Consider the following 20,270-nt stretch of genomic DNA (forward strand, 5'->3'; position numbering starts at 1 on the left):
GGGGAGCGCCAAGTATCGCCGCGCGGCGCGGGGAAACCGGGCGCGACACGGCGATGACACCCGGTAGTTGTTGTCACATCGGGGCCTTGAGCAGCGACTACCCCAGGGACGCTGCCGGAAGGAGCGGGCTTGTGGGCGCCGAAAAACGTAAGTGGAACACCCGGGTCGACGACTATCTGAACCGGAAGGCCGCGGAACGCGGGCACGTGATCGCCATGGCACGGATGGGATCCACCGCGCTGGAGCGTGGTGATCTCGACGGGGCCGAGACGTGGTTCCGCAAGGCCGCCGAGGGCGGGGACAGGGTCGCGATGGGCAACCTGGCGCATCTCCTGAACGAGCGCGGCGTACCGGAACAGGCCGAACGCTGGTACCGCGAAGCCGCGACCGCCGGTGATTCGCAGGCCATGTCGCATCTGGGAAATCTCTGTGCGCGCCGAGGGGATCGGGAGGCGGCGGAGGACTGGTGGCGCCGGGCCGCCGCCGAAGGCCGCGTCGAGGCGATGGCGGAACTCGCGCGGTCGAGACACCGCGGTGGCGATCTCGAGGAAGCCGAATACTGGGCGGGCGAGGCCGCCGAGGCGGGCAACGTCGAAGGCATGATCACGCTCGGCGCGGTGCTGTGCGACACCGGCCGGACGTCCGAAGCGGATCCCTGGTGGCGCAAGGCGAGCGAAGAGGCCGACGCGGCGTCGCTGATCAAACTCGGCCATCAGGCGCAGCAACGAGGCGACCTCACGCGCGCCGAAAGCTGTTTCCACGCGGCCGCGGCCGCCGGTGCCCCCGACGCCGCCGTCCGCCTCGGCCTGGTGCTGCATCGCCGCGGCGAACTCGACGCCGCCGAACGCTGGTATCTCAAGGCCGCCAAACGAGGCGACGCCGCCGCGATGACGAACCTCGGCGTGCTGGCCAACGACCGGAACGACCCCGGTGAGGCCACCGCCTGGTACCGGAAGGCCGCGGAACTCGGCAGCGTTCCCGCGTACACCAACCTCGGCAGGCTGGCCGCCGACCACGGCAACTTCCAGGAGGCCGAACACTGGTTCCGCGCGGCCGCCGACACCGGCGACCAGGCGGGCCTACGGGATCTGGAGGAGCTGTACCGCAACCGGCAGCGGTACTAGGCCTGCCAGTTCCGCATCGCCGCGAACCCCTCGCGCAGCCGCTGGAGCTTGCGGCTGCGATACGGGTCCTCGCCGTCGTCGAGCCGCCACCGCTCCTCGACGCCGGCGCGGAACACCGCGAGCCCCTCGAAACCGAGGCCCGCGGTGAAGTCCGCGATGTTCACGTCGACGCGGCCGGAACCGTCGAGATCCAGCCGTAGCAACCACTCCGCGAGCTCCTTGGGCTCCGGCGGCGTGTCCGCGCAGGCTTCCGCGTACAGCGCGAGCGCGCCCGACACCTCGGAGCCGAGCACGCCGAAGGAGTCCTCGACGAAGTCCAGCGCCTCCACGACCAGCTCGATGACGCGGCACAGCAACGGTCCGTCCATGAGTTCCCTGGCGGTGGCGAGCACCTCGCGCACCTTCTCGGTGTACGCGACCGTGCCCTGGAAGCCGACGAAACCGCGCAACCGCAACGTTCCCTCGACATGGCGGCGCAACGCGTCGAGGTCGCCGCGGCCCGCCTTGAGCGAGAGTTTGCGGAACAGGACCGGATCCTCGTTCGCGTGCCCGACGAGCAGTTCGACCAGCTCCTCGCGGTCGAGCGTCTCGACGTACCCGCGGATGTCGGCCGCGCCGCCGTCTGCCACCCCCTCCAGGACCAGCAGCCCGACGGCCACGCAGTGCTTGCAGAAGAAGCCGTCCGCCGCGTGCGGGCACGAGCACTCGCCGACCAGCTCGCCGTCGACGTTGCGCAACCGGACCGTGTACCGGTCGGTGCCGCTGACCACGGCCGTCACCCCGCCCGCGACGTCGTCCAGCGTCTCGACCGACTCCAGGTACTTGGCGCCGCGCGCGAACGAGACGTCACCGGCTTGCCTGCGGAGTTCGTCCTCGCTGAACCACGTCACCGGCCTATTCTGCGCCTTGGCCCGGAGGACCGAGGAACAACCCACCGCTCGCGTCGAGGACCTGCCCGGTCACCCACCGGGCGTCGTCGGACACGAGGAACGCGACGACGTCCGCGATGTCCTCCGCGGTGCCGAGCCTTCGCTGCGCGGTGAGCGTCTTTATGGCGGCCTCCAGCTCCGGCGTGAAGATCCGGCCGTTGTCCGCGGTCCTGGTGGCGCCCGGCGCGACGACGTTGACCGTGATGCCGCGCGGCCCGAACTGGTGGGCGAGGGTGCGGCTCATCGTCTCGAGCGCGCCCTTGGTCATCGCGAAGGACGTCTGCGCGGGGTTGGCCATCCTGGTGGCGACCGACGAGATGTTGACGATGCGGCCGCCGTCGTTCAGCGGCGCCCGCTGGATGAGGAAGTACGGCGCCTTCACGTTCACCGCCATTAGGTGGTCGAAGCCCTCGGGCGTGTCGGTCTCGATCGGCCCTCCCGGTGCGGCCGCCGCGTTGTTGACCAGGATGTCCAGACTGTCGATGCCCTCCAGGGCTTTGTCGACTCCGTCCATGGTCGACAAGTCACCCTTGGTGCTGTCGTGTCTCAGGACTTCGATGCCGTCCTCTTCGAGCCGCCGCGCGATCGCCGCCCCGATCCCCCGCGAGGCCCCGGTCACCAATGCCGTCTTCATCGCTCGCCCCAGATGTTAGTGACTAACACTTTGATAGTGTCTACCACGTGAACCTCCGAGACCGCCAGCGCGCCGAAACCCGGCTCGCTGTCCAGACGCACGCCATCCGCCTCTTCACCGACGTCGGCTACGACGCGACCACCGTCGCCGACGTCGCCGCGGCCGCCGGCGTCTCGGCGATGACGGTCTACCGGCACTTCCCGACGAAGGAGGACCTGGTCCTCTACGACGAATACGACCCCGTGACCGCTTCGGCCGTCGCTGCCGCGCCTCCGGGGCCCTTGCCCGCCCGGATCGGACACGCGCTCTCGGAAACGGCCGCTCACGGGTCTTCGTCGGAGAAGGCGTTCCTGCTGGCGCGGCTGCGGCTAATGATCTCGGTGCCGGCGCTGCGGGCACGGCATCTGGACAGCCAGTACGCGACGGCGGATGCGATCGTGGCCGCTGTCGGTTGTTCTCCCGAGGAGGAGTTTCGGGTGCGGGCTACGGCTATGGCGTGCCTTGGGGCGGCGCATGTCGCGCTGCTGCGGTGGGCGGAGACGGACGGGGAGGCGGATCTGGCGGGGTTGATCCGCGAGACGCTGACCAGCGTGTTCGGGAACTAACAGAAAGTGTCAGACCCCATCAATAACATCGAACCCATGTTCGATGACCTCGCGTACCCTGTCCACCGCCCCTTGTACGTCTTCGTGCTCCCAGATACGCACGACCCGCCATCCAGCATCGGCAAGTGCCGCGTCAGCCAGGCGATCGCGTTCGATGTTCCGTCGTAACTTCGGAGTCCAGTACCACTCGTTTCGAGTGGGCTCACGTCCATGCTCCGGGCAAACGTGCCAAAAGCATCCATCGACAAAGACCGCGATCTTACGCCGCGTGAACACGATGTCAGGCCGCACTCGAACGCCAGCCGGCAAGTCGAGTCGATGATCCTTGCGGTAGCGATAGCCGAGCCGATGCAATGCCTGACGCAGCTCGACCTCGGGTTTGGTATCAGACCGCCGATTCGCCTTCATGTTGCGCGAGCGTCCAGCGTTCAGAGGCGCGGGAGATCGACGCCGCTCAGCCTCGCGCGGGTCCGGCTCAGCACGATCACTCTCCGACACGTTCACCAACCACCAGACCAATCACAACTCTGCGTCCCGCGTGAGGCAAGATACCGGCAGACCGCCCACCCGCGCAGATAGAGAGGAGCATCGATGAGCACACACGATGTGGTCGAGATCTGCGCAGGCGCCGGTGGACAAGCCCTGGGCCTCGAGAAGGCAGGGTTCGAGCACGCCCTTGCCGTCGAACTCGACACACACGCCTGCAACACGCTTCGAGCCAACAGGTCCAGCTGGAAGGTCGCAGAGGGCGACGTCGCCGATACAGAGAACTGGCAACCCTCCGACTACGAGGGTGTGTCCCTCCTCGCCGGCGGAGTGCCATGCCCTCCATTTTCGATCGCGGGCAAGCAACTCGGCGCGAACGACGAGCGCGATCTTTTCGCCTGGGCCGTGGAACAAGTCACCGTTGTCCAGCCTCGCGCGTTGATGCTCGAAAACGTTCGCGGACTGAGCATGCCGCGGTTCGCTGGTTACCGTCAGCACGTGCTCGACCGCCTTGCCGAACTCGGGTACGTCGCCGAATGGCGGCTACTACAAGCGTCAGATTTCGGTGTCGCACAGCTCCGGCCACGCTTCATCCTCGTCGCACTCAAAGCCGAAGACGCTCCCTACTTCCATTGGCCGAAGCATGCAGGGCCCCCGCCGACGGTGGGAGAGCTCCTGGTCGACCTCATGGCGGCTGATGGCTGGCAGGGCGCCGAAGCCTGGTCCAAGAAGGCGAACAAGATCGCGCCCACGATTGTCGGTGGTTCCAAGAAGCACGGCGGGGCCGACCTGGGCCCCACACGGGCGAAACGCGCCTGGGCCGAGATGGGAGTGGACGCCCTTGGCGTCGCGGACGCTCCCCCGACGCCTGACCATCCCTTCGACTTCATTCCGAAATTGACCACCGAGATGGTCGCGCGCATCCAGGGCTGGACCGAGGAGTACCCCTGGGAGTTCACGGGCCGCAAGACTTCCAGGTACCGCCAAATCGGAAACGCCTTCCCGCCCCCTGTCGCGCAAGCAGTCGGTGAAGCGATCTTCAAGGCGCTCGAGCATGATGCACCAGAAAAGCAAGTAGCAGCTACAGAACAAGATCCGGTGTACACAGCTCTTCGGTCAGCCAGTGACTTCATCACCCCGGAACGTCTCATGAAGACAGCTGGCCTCGACGACCCGGCCGAGCTCGAACGCAGGATCGGCTTGCTCAGCCGCGACTTCGAGGTCGAGATCGCTATCAATGGCACGAAAACCGCTTACAAACTCGGCAACTTCAAGGCCTTCGTGGGACAGGAAGATCACGACAGGCATGACCTGTTTCTGAAGCACCGCGCGAAGATCAGCTGATATCAGGTCAGGCCCACCCCCTGTGGAGGAGGGCCTGACCTGCGTTCAACTCCGTCCGCGCTTCGTGTAAGGAGCAAGCCGGTCGACTTCGGCCCGGATCGTTCCGCTGGGCCAAGGAGTCCAAGCCTCGGCCCGGTACCAGGTATTGATACGTCCGGTGATGGGGTCTCTCTCCTTTTTGGATGAGATCTTCCATCCCAGCAAGCGAAGTTCACGAAGCCGCCGCTGCCAGTCCTCCTGGTACTGCTGCATCGACGCCACAACACCAATCAAACTCGACGGTGCCCAGTCGCCTCGAAACGCTTTGAGCAGTTCGCCGATCCGCCCATGCGGCTCCACATGAGCGGAAGCGGCCCTGATCTCCGCGGCGTACGCATCATAGGTGGCGTAGAAGTCCTTCTTCCCTGAGTTGCACTCGACGCACAGCGGCTGGAGGTTATCCAGTTCATCGTTTCCACCCCACTCGCGAGGAACCTTGTGGTCGACATCAAGCACCACTCCATGGTCCAGTGGAGTTCTCCCGCACTGAGCACAACGCTTGGGCGAGAGCACCTCGGCCCTGACCCGTCTGCTCAGAGCCTTCCTGGATCCGGCCTTCTTGACCTTCGACCAGCCTTCAAGCCGGTAGCGATGTTCGGCCCCAGACCGAACAGCGAGAACCTCGAAGTGATCGCGCAGGTCACGCACCCGGCGATCAGTTTGCGACAGGGCCTCGCCCAGGACATCGGCGACGTGTGCGCGGATTTCACGCATGGTCGGAGGATCGTTCCTGCGTTCATACAAGAACTTGTAAAGCACCCGGTGCGACTCCGTAGCAAGAACTGACAGTTCCGGTGATCCTGGCTTCGGCAGGACGCGCTTCTTCTCCGGCACGATGGCTACGCCTCCACCAGCGCTATGCGCTTCCGGGGAACGACGGGAGCTGGAACCACCGGCTCCTCGCCCTCCCTCGCCACAACCCACAGCTTCCCCTCGATCTCAGCTACGGGTCGCTCTTCCCCCTCTTCAGCCGGGACGACCCGGGCAGCGATGACTTGCCCCTTCTTGGGAACAGGCAACCCTAGCGAGCGGGCCACCAATGGGTCGTTGTCCTGGTGCCCCAGCACGAGGATGCCTTCGGGGCGAAGCCCATCACGTGCACCGCCAGAGTCCCTAGCACGCTTCATTGAATCGTCCTGCTGCGCGACAGTGGCGATTTCAGCTCGTCGGACGATCCTTCCCTGAACCAGCCTAAAAAGTTCATTGATTCTTGCCTGGCCACTGGGACCCCTTTTTCCGCGCGCACTGAAGATCCGCTCACGTTTATCGGCCGGAAGTTCAAGGAAGAGATTGGGCTCAAGCACCGTGTGGTCCTCCCAGAGGGGAAGGATCGCGGCCCGGCCGGCCTTGTTCAGCGTATTCTTGCTATCACGGTTCGCACCGCGGTTCAGGTACTCGTCACGCACTCTGACCAGGCCAGCAGACCAAGACTGTTTCAGGTCTTCCGCCCACAGCAGCAAGCAGATATGCCCTGCTGCCTCGGGTGGCAGCATCCAGCCCTTCGACATCGAGTACTTGCAGTCGACCTCAATACCAGCGATCTTGTAGTCCATCACGTCACCGTCTTCGAACCCGAATTCGCGGTGAAGATTTATCTCGATCAAAGTCCCCATATAGGTTTTTTCGGTCTTGTGCAGCTGATCGAAAGACCACCTACCCGTACGCTGGCCGTCATAAAGTTGATCTAGCGTGTCCCGGAGGACGGCGGCGACCCTTCCACCAGAAGGATCTCTGCGATAGAGCTCGTCTCGGACCTCCAGCAGCTCAGAATCGTCAGAATTAAGCGCGAACAGCCCAGGAGTCATCCATCCCCCTCAAGGAATTGAACATAATGAGTCGCGTCAGGTGAAAATCAAGACGAAAGCGAGCGCCCCAGCCGGCGCATGATGTCTTCGCGCTGAACAGCAGGAAGCTGCCAGAGATGGGACATCGCCCGCTCAACCCGGCTTTGCTCACGCTTCCCAGCTGCCAGCCAGGCAAGCAGCATTTGCTTGTCCTTGCGAGGAAGTTCCGTGATCTCATCCCATACTTGACGCTCGCTGAACCTGGGGGACGCCAGGTGTTTGGCAGTCTCGTTGCATCGCGAGCACTCAGTCACGAGGTTTTCCTCGCCCGAAGCTGATCCATACTTGTGGGGCTCCACATGGCCAATGGTGAGCCTCGCTGCAGCTTCCGTTTCATCTGGGTAGATCTCGCCCGGCAGGATTCCGCATCGGACGCACCGGTGGTTGTCTCGCTCGAAGACTCTCCGCCGGGTCGCGGCCGTGATGACCCTCAGCCCTGCGGCACGGTGCTCCTTCTCCCAGACCGGCCTTCCGATCTTCTCCAGGAGAAGCTCCCCCGGCGCGAGGCCACCATGATCGCGATAGGTCAGGATCGACCATCCGGCGGGCCGGAGATCACGCATACGCCTGTCGACTTGCTCCACTCCTGGGATCGCCTCCCGAAGTTGCCGTTTCACGAAGCGCCCACCCTCACCGACCTCTGCGGCGAGCCAAAGGGCAACTCGCACCCGCGTCCCCAAACTCGGGTTCCTCCAGTCAGGCTTTGCCTCAGCGTCGTAACCAGACACCCTCTACCTCCGAAGCGCGCGAAGCGACCTTCGCACCGTACGCCGCCGAAGCTTGCTTCGGCAAGTAGCGGCACCACACTGCGCCGTCGACAAAGAGACCTCACGTCCGGCATCGCCGAGACCCACCACTCAATCTCGCGCTCGCACCAGTCCGCCTTCTGCCCGAATACACAAAACAACATTGCGCCACGGAGGTTTATCAGCCATAGTTAGCGCACTCAACCAGTACAGGAGCAGCCATGATGAACATGCGTGAGCGAAAGGCGCAGCGTCGGCATTCGGCCCTCGCGCCCATCGCCGTATGTCCTTCGCCCTGTTCCTGGCGACGTTCATGCCGTGCTGACCAGCGAGTTCTGGCCGATAAAGGCTCCCCATCATGACGCCATAGCGCGTGTGATGCCAGGGAGCCGCCCATCGGGAAACCGATCCGGGCGGCTTCTCTTTTCGCTGCGCAAAAAGCAATTCCCTATCGGCGAGCTTGGGAAGCGGAACGGCCTCCAAAACCGTATCCAGGGGGTTCGACTCCTCCCGCCGGTGCTCGATGCCGCCCAATTCGGCGCGAACCTTGACAACAGAAGACTTTTCCCAAAGCTCGTCCCCGTCGCCGAAAGAGGCGGCCAGGACGAGCGCCGGTGGAGGCGTGTGCTCGTCTCCACCTCACCCCTGTAGCTCAGGTGGACAGAGTGCCGCACTACGAATGCGGAGGTCCCAGGTTCGAGTCCTGGCAGGGGTACTGGTCGGCGTATCGGAGGGGGATACGCCGGTCGACGGATGCGAGGGGCACTGGCGACCCCGCCTGATTTGGGATCAGGAGTCACCGCGTTCGACTCGCGGGCGTCCGACCAAGCGGCACAGCAAGGAGGATTGGCCGAGCCAGGTAAGGCAACCGTCCCGAAAACGGTGGTCGGCGCGAGAGCGTCGCGCAGGTTCGAATCCTGCATCCTCCGCAAGCCCTCGTGGTCCAACGGATACGACGCCGGCGTCCGAAGCCGGGAACGCGGGTTCGACTCCTGCCGAGGGCACGATGGTCCGAACTCGGCCCACTTCACGACGGTCGTGCGGCGGCCTGCAAAGCCGTTCGACTCCCGGGTGGGCCTCCAGAATCCACAACGGACAGACAAAAAGGCCCTCCCGCGAACGGGAGGGCCTTCGTGCTGTCTCAACCAGACGTGCGCCCGAAGGGATTCGAACCCCTGACCTTCTGATCCGTAGTCAGATGCTCTATCCAGCTGAGCTACGGGCGCTTGTTCAGTTATCAATCTAGCACCTGCCGGAACAGGCACCAGCGGAGGCTCCGGGATTTGAACCCGGGAGGGGGGGTTACCCCCAACCGCATTAGCAGTGCGGCGCCATAGACCAGACTAGGCGAAGCCTCCCAGGCCCAACGACCACTGCTCAAATAGGTTACACACCCCCTGGACCCCCTCGGAAGGCACCCCCCTTAGACGCGTTGCAGGGCTCTGAGCAGGCCAGATGGGCGCCCGCCGAGTCCTTCGGCTTCGAAGACGGCGACGCCGACGTGAGGGAGGTCTCGGGCCGCGGGGTAGGCGAGGTAGCGCGGGACCCAGCGCGGCTGGAACTTCGCGTTGAAGCGGTAGAGGGTCTCGATCTGGATCCAGCGTGAGAAGAATCGCAGTGTCCGGGCGGACAGGCGGGCGACGGGGCCGGCGCCGATGCGCTGGCCTTGTTCCAGCACCGCGCGGAAGGCGGCGAAGTTCAGGGAGACGTGCTGGGCGGGCGTCGTCAGAAGCAGCTCGGAGATCATCAGTTCGTTGACGCCGTTGTCGGCGGTCCGGTCGCGGCGCATGACGTCCAGCGACAGGCCTTTCTCACCCCAGGGGACGAACTGGAGGACGCCGCGCACCTGACCGTCGTGTTCGGCGGTCACGAGGACCGAGCCCGGGTCGCCCATGCGGCCGAGGGCCATCGAGAAGCCGCGTTCCGTATCCGTGCCGCGCCAGGTGGCGGCGAGGGCGCGGAGTTCGTCGAGTTCCGCGGCCGGTAGGTCTTCGGCCTTTCGGATGCGCGCGGTGTAGCCGGCGCGCTTCGTGCGTGAGACGGCTTGGCGGACTCCGCGCATGACGCGCCCTTCGAGCGTGAAGGTGTCGGTGTCGACGACGGCCTCGTCGCCGATCTCCAGCACTTCGAGCCCGAAGCGGGCCCAGACGGTCGCGCCCAGTTCCGAGCAGCCCATCGTCGCCGGGGTCCACGCGTACCGCCGGCAGACGTCCAGGTACTCCTCGATCGCGCCGGGCCACGCTTCCGGGTCACCGAGCGGGTCCGCCGAGCACAGCGCGACCCCGGCGATCACCCGATAGGTCACCGCGGCCTTCCCCGACTTCGAGAAGACCACGAACTTGTCCCGGCGCAGTGCGAAGTACCCCAGCGAGTCCCGCTCCCCCAGCAGCCCCCTGAGCCGCTCGACCTCCTCGTCGGTCAGCTCCGGGGCGGGTTCGGCCGAGCGGAGCAGGAAGTACGCCGCCAGCAGCACCGCGCCGATCCCGAACAGCAGGCCGACCGCCGCCGAGAGGTCTTCCAGCCACAGCGCGGGGAAAGTCACCGGGCCGCTCACGCCGATCAGGGCCAGCGTCGACTGCGCCAGGCGGTCGCCGACACCCGCGTCGACAGGCGCGACCGACAGCAGCGCGAAGTTGATCGCTACCCCGGCGACCGTCAGTTGCAGGAAGACCCGGATCGCGCGCCACCGGCCGGTCACCGGATCGGGAAGCGCGATGAAGTACCGCCGCGTCGCGATCAGGGCGACCAGCAGCGCGAGCGACACGAGTCCCGCGCCGAGGGTGTGCCGCAGCCCGAGGTGCGACACCGTCAGCAGCGCGGCGGCGGCGACCGCCAGTTGCCAGGCCCGGCGCTTCCGTCGTTTGAGACCGGTGGCGAGCAGCATCAGCAGCACGCCGGTCACCAGCGCCACCGTCGCCGCGCCGACCGTGGCCTCGTGCGGCAGTTCCAGCCAGGTGGCGACGTGTCCGCGCAGGGTGCGCCGCCCGGCCGGGACCAGCACCGAGACCAGTGCCAGCAGCCCGGCCAGCCGCGTCACCCAGGTGATCACCGCCACCGTGGTGGCGCCCGCCACCCGCCAAGCACCTGCCAAATCCCGCCCCTGTCAGCTCCTTGCCAGCTCTACGAACGGTACAAGGGCGTCGGGGTTCAGCAGGGCATCCCGGCTGACGGCGCGGTCAGGTGAGACCCCCGAAAGGATCTTCTTGACCGGGACCTCGCACTTCTTGCCGTTGAGCGTGCGGGGCACCTCGCTCACCTGGACGAACCGGTCGGGCACGTGCCGCGGCGAGAGGGCTCCGCGCAGTTCCTTGCGCAGCGCGGGTTCGACCTCGTCGAGCGACGCGCCCTCGGTCAGCACGAGGAAGCACAGCAGCTGCCCGTCCTCGTTGCCCGCCGCCGAAGTGTCGATCACGAGCGAGTCCGCGACCTGGTCGAACGATTCGACGACGCGGTAGAACTCGGCCGTGCCCATCCGGACGCCGCCGCGATTGAGCGTCGAATCGCTGCGCCCGTAGATGACGGCGGAGCCGCGGCCGGTGATCCGGATCCAGTCGCCGTGCCGCCAGATCCCTGGGTACATCTCGAAATACGCCTCGCGCAGCCGCGAGCCGTCCGGGTCGTTCCAGAAGAACACCGGCATCGACGGCATCGGCTCGGTGATCACCAGTTCGCCGACCGTCTCCACCACCGGCTTGCCGTCCTCGTCGAAGGCGGCGACGGCGGCACCGAGCGCGCGGACCGAGAGTTCGCCCAGCCAGACCGGGACGTCCGGGGCCGACGCGACGAACGCCGCGCACAGATCCGTGCCACCGGACACCGAGCAGATCTGGACGCGTTTGCCCACCTCGTCGACGATCCACCGGAAACCCTCGACGCTCAGCGGCGCGCCGGTGGATCCCAAGGCGCGCAACGCCGTCAGGTCGAACCGTTCGGCCGGTTTGATTCCGGCCTTCAGGCAGCTCTGGATGTACGGCGCCGACGTGCCGAAGTACGTCACGCGATGCTGCTCGGCCAGATGCCACAGCACGTTGAGGTCCGGGCTGCCGGGACTGCCGTCGAAGAGCACGATCGTGGTGCCGGTCAGCAGGCCGGAGATGAGGAAGTTCCACATCATCCAGCCGGTGGTGGTGAACCAGAAGAACCGATCGCCCGGGCCGAGATCGCTTTGCAGGGCAAGGGCTTTGAGGTGTTCGAGGGTGATCCCGCCGTGCCCGTGGACGATGCCCTTCGGCAGGCCGGTGGTCCCCGAGGAGTACAGGACCCACAGCGGGTGCGCGAAGTCGACGGGTTCGAAGGCCAGCTCCGCGCCGGCGTTGTCGGCGAGCAGCTCGTCCCAGTCGAGGGTGCCGTCGAGGCGGCCGCCGGCGTAGTCGACGAGCACGGTCGCTTCGAGCGTGGGGATCTCGTCGCGCAACGAGTTCACCGTCGACCGGCTGTCGAACCACCGTCCATTGTAGACATAGCCGTTGACCGCGATGAGCACCTTCGGCTCGATCTGCGCGAAGCGGTCGGTGATCGCGCGGACACCGAAGTCCGGCGAGCACGACGACCAGATGGCGCCGAGGCTCGCGGTGGCGAGGAAGGCGATCAGTGTCTGCGGGCAGTTCGGCGCCAGCGCGACGACCCTGTCCCCTTTGGACACTCCGAGTTCGCGTAGCCCTTGCCGCGCGGCGGCGACGGCGGAGCGCAACGCGCCGTACGTCAGCTGCGACGAGAGGCCGTCCTCGCGGTGGAAGATCACGGCGATCTCGTCGTCGGCCTTCGCGGCGCCCGCGACGCCGGGCATGAGCGAGTGCTCGGCGTAGTTCAGCGTGCCGCCCACGAACCACTGGGCGTTCGGCATCTCACCGGTGAGCACCTCACCGGGCTGCTCGTGCCAGCGCACGCCGAGGAACTCGGCGACGGCGGACCAGAACTCCGGCACCCGCCGCGTGGAGAACTCCCACAACGCGTTGTAGTCGTCGACCTCCACGCCGCGTTCGGTGCGCAGCCACTGGCGGAACGCGTCGATCTTGGTGTCGGGCAGGCGGCTCGGCTCGGGGCGCCAGAGCACTTCCGGGGCGTCGGCGGTGTGAGTCACCCCGCGATGTTAACCCTCGTTAACCTGCTTGGCGAGCCCCCGTGAACAGCTCGTACGCCATCGACTTCAGCCGTGACGCGTCGAGCGGGGTGACGGTCAGCCACCCTCGGTCGCGCCGGAGCCCGTAGCGGCCGTCGGGGGTGTCGACCCAGGTCAACGTACCCTCTCCGCGCACCCAGCGGCCTTCCCAAGACTTCCTGACCGCGCCGAGCCGTCCGCTGCCGATGCGCTGCGTCGCGATCCGCACCATGACGATGATCTCGGGTTCCCGCAGCCCGGCGTCGCGCAGGACGTCGGAGAACGCCGGCTGCCCGCCACGTTCTCCCGCCTCGCACGCGGCCGTGTAGTCGTCGACGCGCAGGTTGACCGACAGGCCCCGCCCCTGTTCGCACGGCGGCAAGGCCTGCAGCAGCGTCGCGGCGACGAGCGGTTCCCGCAGGGCCGCCAACTCGACGTCGGTGCCCGAAACGCCGATCGCGACCGCGCCGCGATCGGATACGCAGCCGACCGCCCGGTACGCCGGATCCCCGTCGAGCCGCAGGTCGAGCGTGAGTTCGCTGTTCGCGACGGTGTGCAGCAGCCGGACCAGTTCGGGCGCGGGGGCGTCCACCGTGCCGAGGCCGCGTTCCGACAGCGTCGCGCTCGCCGTGGCCACCAGCTCCGCGCGGAACTCCGGTGTCCGCCCGACGTGCGGCACCTCCAGTACCGCGGGCAGTTCGTCGCGTCCGTGCGCCGACCAGAGCAGGAACAGCTCGCCGACGTGCAGCCGGATCCAGTCCATCAGCGACCGCTCCTCGGGTCCTCGCCGATGACCGGCGGCGTGACGTGCCCGCTGAGGCCCCATACGTCGGAATCCTCGACGAGGTAGTCCGGCGCCTTGTGCGCTTCTTCGCCCTGCCGCCCTTGAGAAGGCGCCATCCCCATCGGCATGCCGCCGAAGCCGCCCATGCCCGCGGCCGCGGCGCGGGTCCCGGCCGGCTGGCCGGGCTGCCCCGACGGCCCGAAACCACCGGCACCGGCGCCGGACCGGCCGCCTTGCCCGAGCTGTTCCTGGGTTCCTCCGACGGTGCCGGGCGGCGGTGGCACGTAGGCGCCGCTGCCCGCGCCCGGTGCGCGCGGCGCCTCGACCGGCTCGCGCACCTGGATCGGGGCCACGTCGTCGACGCCGCTGCTGTGTGTCGAGTCGTCCGGCGGCGGGACCGGCTCCGGCTTCGGTTCTTCGGGCTTCGGCTTCGGTTCTTCAGGCGTCTCAAGGATCTTCGGCTGTTTGCCGTACGACGTGAAGCTCGGAACGTTCTCGTAGACCTCGCCGGAGCTGAATTGCATCCGCTTCATCACGTCGGCGGCCTGACGGTGCAGATCCTGCGAGCTCTCGTCGGTGGGTTCGGCGACGATCCGCCCGGCTTCGGCGAACGCGGATCCCGACGGTGCCGAGGTCGACATGGCCTGCGTCGAATCGGAGACCGGGATCGGGCGGCGCTTCGGCGGCTCCGGCGGCTTGGGGCGCGGCGCGTATCCCGGCGGCTCGGGCATCGTGCGGCGCGCGGTTTCGGCGATGTCCGCCTGGCGGCGCACGCAGTTCGCGACGTTCTCCGCCCGCCAGCCCGTCTCGCCCGCCCAGTCGACGAGCTTGACCGCGGCGTCGCGGGCCCTGTCCGCGCCCTCGCCCGTCCAGCCGTCGGCGGTGGCCGCGAGGGCCGCCCGGAGCTCGGAGCCGACCCGGTCGAGGAAAGCGCTGATCTTCGTCCACTGCGCGGCGACGGCTTCCGCGCTCGCGAGATCCAGCTCGTCGTGGACCATCGCGTAGAGCTCTCGATGCGAGTAGCTCATCCAGTCGATGTCGGCGGTGAGGCTTTCGGGGCCCGGCTGCGGTTCGGGCTCCCGCGGCGGCCACGGCATGGGCAGGATGCGCATCAGTGCTCGTCCTTCCGCTCCTGGCCGACGATGTCCTCCATGTCGAACCGGCGGGCGACCCGTTCGAGCTGCTCCTGGCCCTCCTCGTCCGCGGCGACGTACATCTTCCGCGCCGCCATCACGGTGAGCTGGAAGTCCTTGAGCACCTTGGCGAAGTCCTTGAGCACGGGCACGGCCGCCTCGGTCCCCTTGTTCGCGGCGCCCTGGAAACGATCGCTCATGGTGTGCCCGACGACGTTGTCGCCCAGCTTCAACGGTGCGTTGAACTCCGTCGAGTCCTTGATCAGCGCGTTGAGCTCCTGGCGCGCCTTGAGCAGGGCGTCGACGAGCTTCTTGGCGGCGTCCTCGGAGACCTTGACGGCCCCCTTCTTGGCATCGGTCTTGGAGTCCCGGATCTGACCCGCCACCGGAGCCAGCGCCGGAGCCGAAGCTCCGAACGCGGCTTGTGGCGTCACGGGCACCTTGGGTGACTGTGCCATTCGACCCTCCCCTGTCACATCTTGAGGGGAATGCTAGCGCGAACGGGGTCAGCGCAGGTGGGCGTCGAACCAATTCAACGTGCGCTGCCAGGCCTCCGCGGCGGCGTCCGGGTCGGCGTCGAAGCGGTGATTGGCGCCCGGGTAGTGGACGACGTTCGTCGCGACGTTCGCCGTCGCCGCCGCGTCACGCAGCTGCTCGACCTCGGCACCTCCGGCCTCGTCGCCGGCGTCGCCGTACATGCCGAGCCACGGGCTGGTGAGCCGTCCCGCGATCTCGACGAGGACCGGCAGCCCGGTGACACCCTGCCCGCCGACGCTGACCGCCGCGCCCAGCCTGCGGTTCGACGCCACGACCAGCGCGGCCGTGCCCCCGAGGTCGAAACCGACGACACCGACGAGATCCGCTTGGACGCCGCGCTCCGCGAGCCAGGAGAGCGTCGCGTCGGTGGCTTCGAGCAGGTCCTGCTGCGTGAGGTTGTCCCGGTCGAGATGCGGAGTGACGGTGAGCCAGCCTTCGCCGGCGAGACCGGCCAGGAGCAGGCCCAAACCCTCTTCGACCTCTTCGGCCTCCTCATGCAGCACCACGAGTCCGCCGCGGACGACACCATCCGGTTCGGCGAAGGTCAGGCGCAGCGTGTGGCCGTCGGCGTGCTGATGTTCCACGGTGGTCGTCAGGGTCATTCCTCCATCAGACCACTCTTAGGTAAATATTCGGAGCTTGCGCCCGCGCGGGAGGATACGGTGTCGGAGCCGTCCCCCAGACGTAGGAGCGCCGAAGATGTCACCTGTTTCGCCGCGTGCGGATCTCGAATCGTTGCCGAAGTACGTCCCTGGCCGGACAATCCAGGGCGCGATCAAGCTGGCGAGCAACGAGGTCCCCGGTGGACCGCTGCCGAGTGTGGCGCAGGCCATAGCCGAGACGGCGCAGGGCATCAACCGGTACCCGGACATCACGGCTTCCGCGCTCGTCGAGCGGCTGGCCCGCGAGCTGAACGAGTCCGTCGACCGGATCGCCGTCGGCTGCGGTTCGGTTTCCCTTTGCCAGCAGATGATCCAGGCCCTGTGCGGCCCGGGCGACGAGGTCGTCTTCCCGTGGCGCTCGTTCGAGGCGTACCCGATCGTCACGCAGGTGGCGAACGCCGTGAGCGTGAAGGTGCCGCTCACGGCCGGGCATGGGCTGGACCTCGACGCGATGCTGGCCGCGATCACGCCGAAGACGCGGCTGGTCTTCGTGTGCAACCCCAACAACCCGACCGGAACGGTCCTGCGGCGCGCGGAACTCGAGCGCTTCCTGGACGCCGTCCCCTCGGGCGTGCTCGTCGTGCTCGACGAGGCGTACAAGGAGTTCGTGACCGACGCCGAGGTGCCGGACGGCGTCGAACTCGCGCGCGGCAGGGACAACGTCGCGGTGCTTCGGACGTTCTCGAAGGCGTACGGTCTCGCCGGCCTTCGCGTGGGTTACGCGGTGGCCCCGGAAGCGATCACCGTCGCGTTGAAGCAGGTCTACGTCGCGTTCTCGGTGAACATGATCGCCCAGGCGGCGGCCATCGCCTCGCTCGACGCGGCCGACGAACTGCTGGAACGCTGCAAGGAGATCGTCTCGGAACGCACCCGGGTCCGGGATGCGTTGGTGGCCAAGGGTTACGAGGTGCCGGAGACGCAGGCGAACTTCGTCTGGCTGCCGCTGGGCGAGCGGACGACCGAGTTCGCGGAGCACGCCCTGGAGCGGAAGCTGATCGTGCGTCCCTTCGCGGGCGAAGGCGCGCGAGTGACCATCGGGACGCCTGAGGAGAACGACCTCTTCCTCGAAGCGGCCGGGGACTTCCCGCGCTGACAAGGATTCGGGGCGGCCCGCACTTCGTCGACGGAGTGCGGGCCGTTTCCTACTTGAGGAGCAGTTGCACCATCGCGGCGAGGCCGATCACGACGATCACGCCGCGAAGTACCTTCGGCGAAAGCTTGCGGCCGATCTTGGCGCCGATCTGGCCGCCGATCGTCGACCCGACCGCGAGCAGCGCGACCACGGGCCAGCTGACCGGCGCGATGAAGGCGTAGATCGCGCCCGCGACGATGTTCACGACCGCGGACAGGGCGTTCTTGACGCCGTTGAGCCGTTGCAGCGACTCCGACATCAGCATCCCCATCACGGCCATCATCATCACGCCCTGCGCGGCCGTGAAGTATCCGCCGTAGATGCCGATCAGGAAGATCAGGAACAACAGGAGCGGTCCGATCTTGTGGACCTTTCCGTTCTCTTCGCGGCGCTTCGCGACCCAGGCGGCCACGCGCGGCTGGACGATCACGAGCACCACCGCGAGCCCGACGAGCGCGGGTACGACGGTCTCGAAAGCGTCCTTCGGCAACGAGAGCAACAGGATCGTCCCGCAGATCGCGCCGAAGAACGACGCGACGGCGAGTTTGACGACCTGGGGCCAGTAGCCCTTGAGCTCTTCCCGGTAGCCGATCGCCCCGCTCACCGTGCCGGGGGCGAGGCCGATCGCGTTGGAGGTCGTCGCCGTCAGCGGCGAGTAGCCGAGCGCGACCAGGACCGGGAAGGTCACGAGCGTGCCCGAACCGACGACCGTGTTGATGGTGCCCGCCCAGAGCCCCGCGACGAAGATCACGACCGCGTGCCACCACGTCATAAAGCACTCACGTCCGCACCCTAAGCACCGTTACCTCCTTTCGCGCTGCGGATGTGTCTAGTCGAACATTCAACGAGCCCGTTATGTCCCGTTCGACGGGGCACCCTTCAGTTCCCCTCCGGCAGATGGGCCGCGGTGATCTCCGTGGCGACCGTCCAGCCGAGTGTCAGGTACAACGCGCGCCCCTCCTCCGTCGCGACCAGGACCGCCCGCTCCGCCCCGGCCGCGACCGCCACCTCGTCGAGCCTGCGCATGACGAACCGGCCCAGCCCTCGCCGCTGGTGCTCGGGCTCCGTCACGACCTGATCGATCACCGCGGTGCCGCCGGCGATCGCGACCCGGCCGGTGGCCGCGCGCGAACCGTCGGGGGCGCGCACGACGACGTCGGTGACGACGCCGTCGCCGACCAGCTCCGCCCGATACGGCTCTGGCGCGGCCATGACGGGACGCAGCGCGATCGGCGCGCTCATCAGGTATTCCGGCGGGCCGACCTGCCACTCCGGCGGCACCGTCTTCGCCACTTCCTCACGGGAACCGCTCACCTTCAACCACGTTCCGGGCTCGGTCAGCGAACGCGCCCGGCTCGCGACCGATCCGGTGTCCGCCAGCACGTACCGCACGCGATGCCCCGGGCGCCCGACGTCGAGCCGGTAACCGTCCGGCTCGGCGACGGGGAGCCCGACACCGCGGGAGAGCGCCCAGCCGTGCACCCATGCCTTGATCAGCCCTGCCACCCCAGTCATCGGCACAGGATGACATCCCGCACCGACAATTCCGGACGTCCCGCCGGGCCTGCGAGGATGGGGCCGTGGCCGACGACGAGCGCGAACAGGTGTGGAGTGCGACCGTCGATCATCTGCGCACGATGATCGACTCGGGCAGGCTCCCCGCCGGGTCGAGACTGCCCGCCGAACGGGCGCTCTGCGAGCAGCTCGGGATCAGCCGCGGTTCGCTGCGGCAGGCGTTGCGGGTGCTGGACTCCATCGGTTACGTGCAGGTGCGGCCGGGTTCGGGCACCTACGTCCGCGAGAACCTCGGCGAACAGCCGTTGCGCGGTTGGTTCTCCGAACACGAGCAACTGGTCGAGAAGCTCTTCGACCTGCGGACCACCGTCGAGCCGACACTGGCCGAGCGGCTCGCGCTCGAGCACACGCCGCGGGTGCTCGCCCGGCTGGAAAGCACCGTCGACGAGATGGACCAGGCCGCCGCCGACGGCGACATGCTGCGCGTGATCGCGGCCGACGCCGAATTCCACCGGGTGATCGCGGGCAACGCCGGCAACGACGACGTCACCGATCTGCTGCGTTCGGTGCTCTCGCTGGTCGGCGAGGAGCGGCGGGCGGCGCTGCGGCTTCCGGGGCAGATCCGCAAGGCCGTCGACGAACATCGCGCGATCCTCGAAGCGATCCGCCGGTCGGACGCGGCGGCCGCGCGGGAGATCACCTTGCGGCATCTGCTCGACGCCAAGACCTACGTCCACGACTACACGTCCGGGGATTAACGCTTCCTTGATGGCGCGGCCGCCCTCGCGCGAGTATTATTTTCAGAAGTTTGTGAAACTTCTGACGGGGGTGTGCGGTGGAGAAGGTCCGGTTCACCGAAGAGAAGGCGACGATGCTCGCCACGTTGTACGGCCGGGCGCTCGACGCCCGCGGCGAGCGGCCGATCCTCGGCGACAAGGCCGCCGACGAAGCCGTCAAGCAGATCGACTACGACTTCGCCTCGCTGGGCGTGAACGCCGACATGGGGCTGACCGTCGCGCTGCGCGCCAAGCCGATGGACGACTGGGCCGCGTCGTTCCTCCGGGAGCACCCGGACGCGACCGTCGTCCAGCTCGGCTGCGGGATGGACAGCCGCGTGTACCGCGTCGACCCGCCGCCCACGGTGCGGTGGTTCGACGTCGACTACCCCGAGGTCGTCGACCTGCGCGCCCGGATCTATCCCGAACGGGACGGCTACCGGACCATCGGCTCGTCGGTGACGGACTTCGGCTGGATCGACGAGATCCCGTCGGACAAACCCGGTCTGGTGATCGCGGAGGGGCTGACGATGTACCTGCGGCCGTCCGAAGGCGAGGAATTGCTGCGGCGGCTGATCGCGCATTTCCCGCAGGGCGGCGAAATGGTCTTCGACATCTTCAGCAGGCTCGGAATCAAACTGCAGAAGCTGAATCCCGTTGTCCGCAAAGCCAACGCGACGCTGTACTGGGGCATCGACGAGATTTCCGAATTGGAGCGGCTCGGGCTGACGCTGGTGTCGAAACTCGATTCGACGGATTACGCGACGCCTGAGGTGAAGGACCGGCTTTCCGGGTCGATGCGGGCGCAGCTGTGGTTCGCGGGGCTGTTCCCGGCGTTCAAGAAGATGGGACGGATCCTGCGGATGCGGTTCTGAGGCGCGG

The 20,270-nt window shown here is 67.3% G+C and carries 20 protein-coding genes and 6 tRNA genes; 10 read left to right on the plus strand and 16 right to left on the minus strand.

Annotated features, from left to right (window positions below; genetic code table 11):
- Positions 1-131 precede the first annotated feature (131 nt).
- Positions 132-1,124: a tetratricopeptide repeat protein gene (locus ED92_RS04605; RefSeq protein WP_037333290.1), complete on the plus strand. Its 993-nt coding sequence runs from the start codon at positions 132-134 to the stop codon at positions 1,122-1,124.
- Here ED92_RS04605 and ED92_RS04610 read toward each other — a convergent pair.
- Together ED92_RS04610 and ED92_RS04615 are read right to left on the minus strand one after the other, a co-directional pair.
- The gene (locus tag ED92_RS04610) at positions 1,121-2,014 is read right to left on the minus strand and encodes an SWIM zinc finger domain-containing protein (protein ID WP_037333294.1); all 894 of its coding nucleotides are present in this window, start codon (positions 2,012-2,014) and stop codon (positions 1,121-1,123) included. The two genes, ED92_RS04605 and ED92_RS04610, sit on opposite strands and share 4 nt — an antisense overlap.
- A 4-nt stretch (positions 2,015-2,018) precedes the next feature.
- The gene (locus ED92_RS04615; RefSeq protein ID WP_081975698.1) at positions 2,019-2,687 is read right to left on the minus strand and encodes an SDR family NAD(P)-dependent oxidoreductase; all 669 of its coding nucleotides are present in this window, start codon (positions 2,685-2,687) and stop codon (positions 2,019-2,021) included.
- A gap of 47 nt (positions 2,688-2,734) precedes the next feature.
- Here ED92_RS04615 and ED92_RS04620 point away from each other — a divergent pair, with 47 nt between their 5' ends.
- Entirely contained in the window at positions 2,735-3,292 is a 558-nt protein-coding gene (locus ED92_RS04620; RefSeq protein WP_037333296.1) for a TetR family transcriptional regulator, read from the plus strand.
- A gap of 9 nt (positions 3,293-3,301) precedes the next feature.
- Here ED92_RS04620 and ED92_RS41780 read toward each other — a convergent pair whose 3' ends face one another.
- A complete protein-coding gene (locus ED92_RS41780) occupies positions 3,302-3,796 on the minus strand; it encodes a very short patch repair endonuclease (RefSeq protein ID WP_369797372.1) in 495 nt (164 codons plus the stop codon).
- A gap of 87 nt (positions 3,797-3,883) precedes the next feature.
- On the opposite strand from ED92_RS41780, the gene ED92_RS04625 reads away from it, so the two are divergent.
- Positions 3,884-5,122 carry a DNA cytosine methyltransferase gene (locus ED92_RS04625; RefSeq protein WP_037333298.1) on the plus strand — a complete coding sequence of 413 codons (1,239 nt, stop codon included), beginning with the start codon at positions 3,884-3,886 and terminating at the stop codon, positions 5,120-5,122.
- 45 nt (positions 5,123-5,167) lie between these two features.
- On the opposite strand, the gene ED92_RS41785 is transcribed toward ED92_RS04625, so the two are convergent.
- The 3 genes from ED92_RS41785 to ED92_RS04635 are packed head-to-tail and all read right to left on the minus strand — an operon-like array spanning position 5,168 to position 7,622.
- A complete protein-coding gene (locus ED92_RS41785; protein WP_162836883.1) occupies positions 5,168-5,995 on the minus strand; it encodes an HNH endonuclease in 828 nt (275 codons plus the stop codon).
- Between the two features lie 5 nt (positions 5,996-6,000).
- A complete protein-coding gene (locus ED92_RS04630) occupies positions 6,001-6,966 on the minus strand; it encodes a NaeI family type II restriction endonuclease (RefSeq protein ID WP_037333300.1) in 966 nt (321 codons plus the stop codon).
- A 47-nt stretch (positions 6,967-7,013) separates the two neighbouring features.
- Positions 7,014-7,622, minus strand: a complete 609-nt coding sequence (locus ED92_RS04635; protein ID WP_200882670.1) for an HNH endonuclease — start codon at positions 7,620-7,622, stop codon at positions 7,014-7,016.
- Positions 7,623-8,392: 770 nt separating this feature from the next.
- Between ED92_RS04635 and ED92_RS04640 the strand changes: the two genes are divergently transcribed.
- The 4 genes from ED92_RS04640 to ED92_RS04650 all read left to right on the plus strand — a co-directional run bounded on the left by ED92_RS04640 (position 8,393) and on the right by ED92_RS04650 (position 8,755).
- Positions 8,393-8,466, plus strand: a tRNA-Arg gene (locus ED92_RS04640).
- 35 nt (positions 8,467-8,501) lie between these two features.
- Positions 8,502-8,578, plus strand: a tRNA-Pro gene (locus tag ED92_RS42385).
- A 13-nt stretch (positions 8,579-8,591) separates the two neighbouring features.
- A tRNA-Ser gene (locus ED92_RS04645) sits at positions 8,592-8,680 on the plus strand.
- Positions 8,681-8,683: 3 nt separating this feature from the next.
- A tRNA-Arg gene (locus tag ED92_RS04650) sits at positions 8,684-8,755 on the plus strand.
- Positions 8,756-8,903: 148 nt separating this feature from the next.
- Here ED92_RS04650 and ED92_RS04655 read toward each other — a convergent pair.
- From ED92_RS04655 to ED92_RS04690, 8 genes are all read right to left on the minus strand, one after another.
- A tRNA-Arg gene (locus ED92_RS04655) sits at positions 8,904-8,977 on the minus strand.
- A 42-nt stretch (positions 8,978-9,019) separates the two neighbouring features.
- Positions 9,020-9,109 (minus strand) — tRNA-Ser (locus tag ED92_RS04660).
- Positions 9,110-9,174: 65 nt separating this feature from the next.
- On the minus strand, positions 9,175-10,824 hold the full coding sequence (locus ED92_RS04665) for a phosphatidylglycerol lysyltransferase domain-containing protein (protein ID WP_052120271.1): 1,650 nt from the start codon (positions 10,822-10,824) through the stop codon (positions 9,175-9,177).
- 30 nt (positions 10,825-10,854) lie between these two features.
- Positions 10,855-12,831, minus strand: a complete 1,977-nt coding sequence (locus ED92_RS04670; protein WP_037333307.1) for an acetoacetate--CoA ligase — start codon at positions 12,829-12,831, stop codon at positions 10,855-10,857.
- Positions 12,832-12,850: 19 nt separating this feature from the next.
- On the minus strand, positions 12,851-13,612 hold the full coding sequence (locus ED92_RS04675; RefSeq protein ID WP_037333310.1) for an ESX secretion-associated protein EspG: 762 nt from the start codon (positions 13,610-13,612) through the stop codon (positions 12,851-12,853).
- Complete coding sequence (locus ED92_RS04680) at positions 13,612-14,631, minus strand: PPE domain-containing protein (RefSeq protein WP_369797391.1); 1,020 nt, start codon at positions 14,629-14,631, stop codon at positions 13,612-13,614. The genes ED92_RS04675 and ED92_RS04680 overlap by 1 nt, the downstream gene beginning before the upstream one ends.
- 113 nt (positions 14,632-14,744) lie before the next feature.
- Entirely contained in the window at positions 14,745-15,224 is a 480-nt protein-coding gene (locus ED92_RS04685; protein ID WP_235213191.1) for a hypothetical protein, read from the minus strand.
- 48 nt (positions 15,225-15,272) lie between these two features.
- On the minus strand, positions 15,273-15,905 hold the full coding sequence (locus ED92_RS04690; RefSeq protein ID WP_037333315.1) for a dienelactone hydrolase family protein: 633 nt from the start codon (positions 15,903-15,905) through the stop codon (positions 15,273-15,275).
- A gap of 97 nt (positions 15,906-16,002) precedes the next feature.
- Here ED92_RS04690 and hisC point away from each other — a divergent pair, with 97 nt between their 5' ends.
- On the plus strand, positions 16,003-17,058 hold the full coding sequence (hisC, locus tag ED92_RS04695) for a histidinol-phosphate transaminase (RefSeq protein ID WP_037333317.1): 1,056 nt from the start codon (positions 16,003-16,005) through the stop codon (positions 17,056-17,058).
- Positions 17,059-17,107: 49 nt separating this feature from the next.
- Here hisC and ED92_RS04700 read toward each other — a convergent pair whose 3' ends face one another.
- Both ED92_RS04700 and ED92_RS04705 read right to left on the minus strand, forming a co-directional pair.
- On the minus strand, positions 17,108-17,869 hold the full coding sequence (locus ED92_RS04700; protein ID WP_016330744.1) for a sulfite exporter TauE/SafE family protein: 762 nt from the start codon (positions 17,867-17,869) through the stop codon (positions 17,108-17,110).
- A 107-nt stretch (positions 17,870-17,976) separates the two neighbouring features.
- On the minus strand, positions 17,977-18,603 hold the full coding sequence (locus ED92_RS04705) for a GNAT family N-acetyltransferase (RefSeq protein ID WP_037333321.1): 627 nt from the start codon (positions 18,601-18,603) through the stop codon (positions 17,977-17,979).
- A gap of 74 nt (positions 18,604-18,677) precedes the next feature.
- Between ED92_RS04705 and ED92_RS04710 the strand changes: the two genes are divergently transcribed.
- Together ED92_RS04710 and ED92_RS04715 are read left to right on the plus strand one after the other, a co-directional pair.
- A complete protein-coding gene (locus tag ED92_RS04710) occupies positions 18,678-19,370 on the plus strand; it encodes a FadR/GntR family transcriptional regulator (RefSeq protein ID WP_037333324.1) in 693 nt (230 codons plus the stop codon).
- Between the two features lie 77 nt (positions 19,371-19,447).
- A complete protein-coding gene (locus ED92_RS04715; protein ID WP_037333326.1) occupies positions 19,448-20,263 on the plus strand; it encodes a class I SAM-dependent methyltransferase in 816 nt (271 codons plus the stop codon).
- Positions 20,264-20,270: the final 7 nt, after the last annotated feature.

Source organism: Amycolatopsis sp. MJM2582 (assembly GCF_000754115.1).
GTDB lineage: Bacteria > Actinomycetota > Actinomycetes > Mycobacteriales > Pseudonocardiaceae > Amycolatopsis > Amycolatopsis japonica.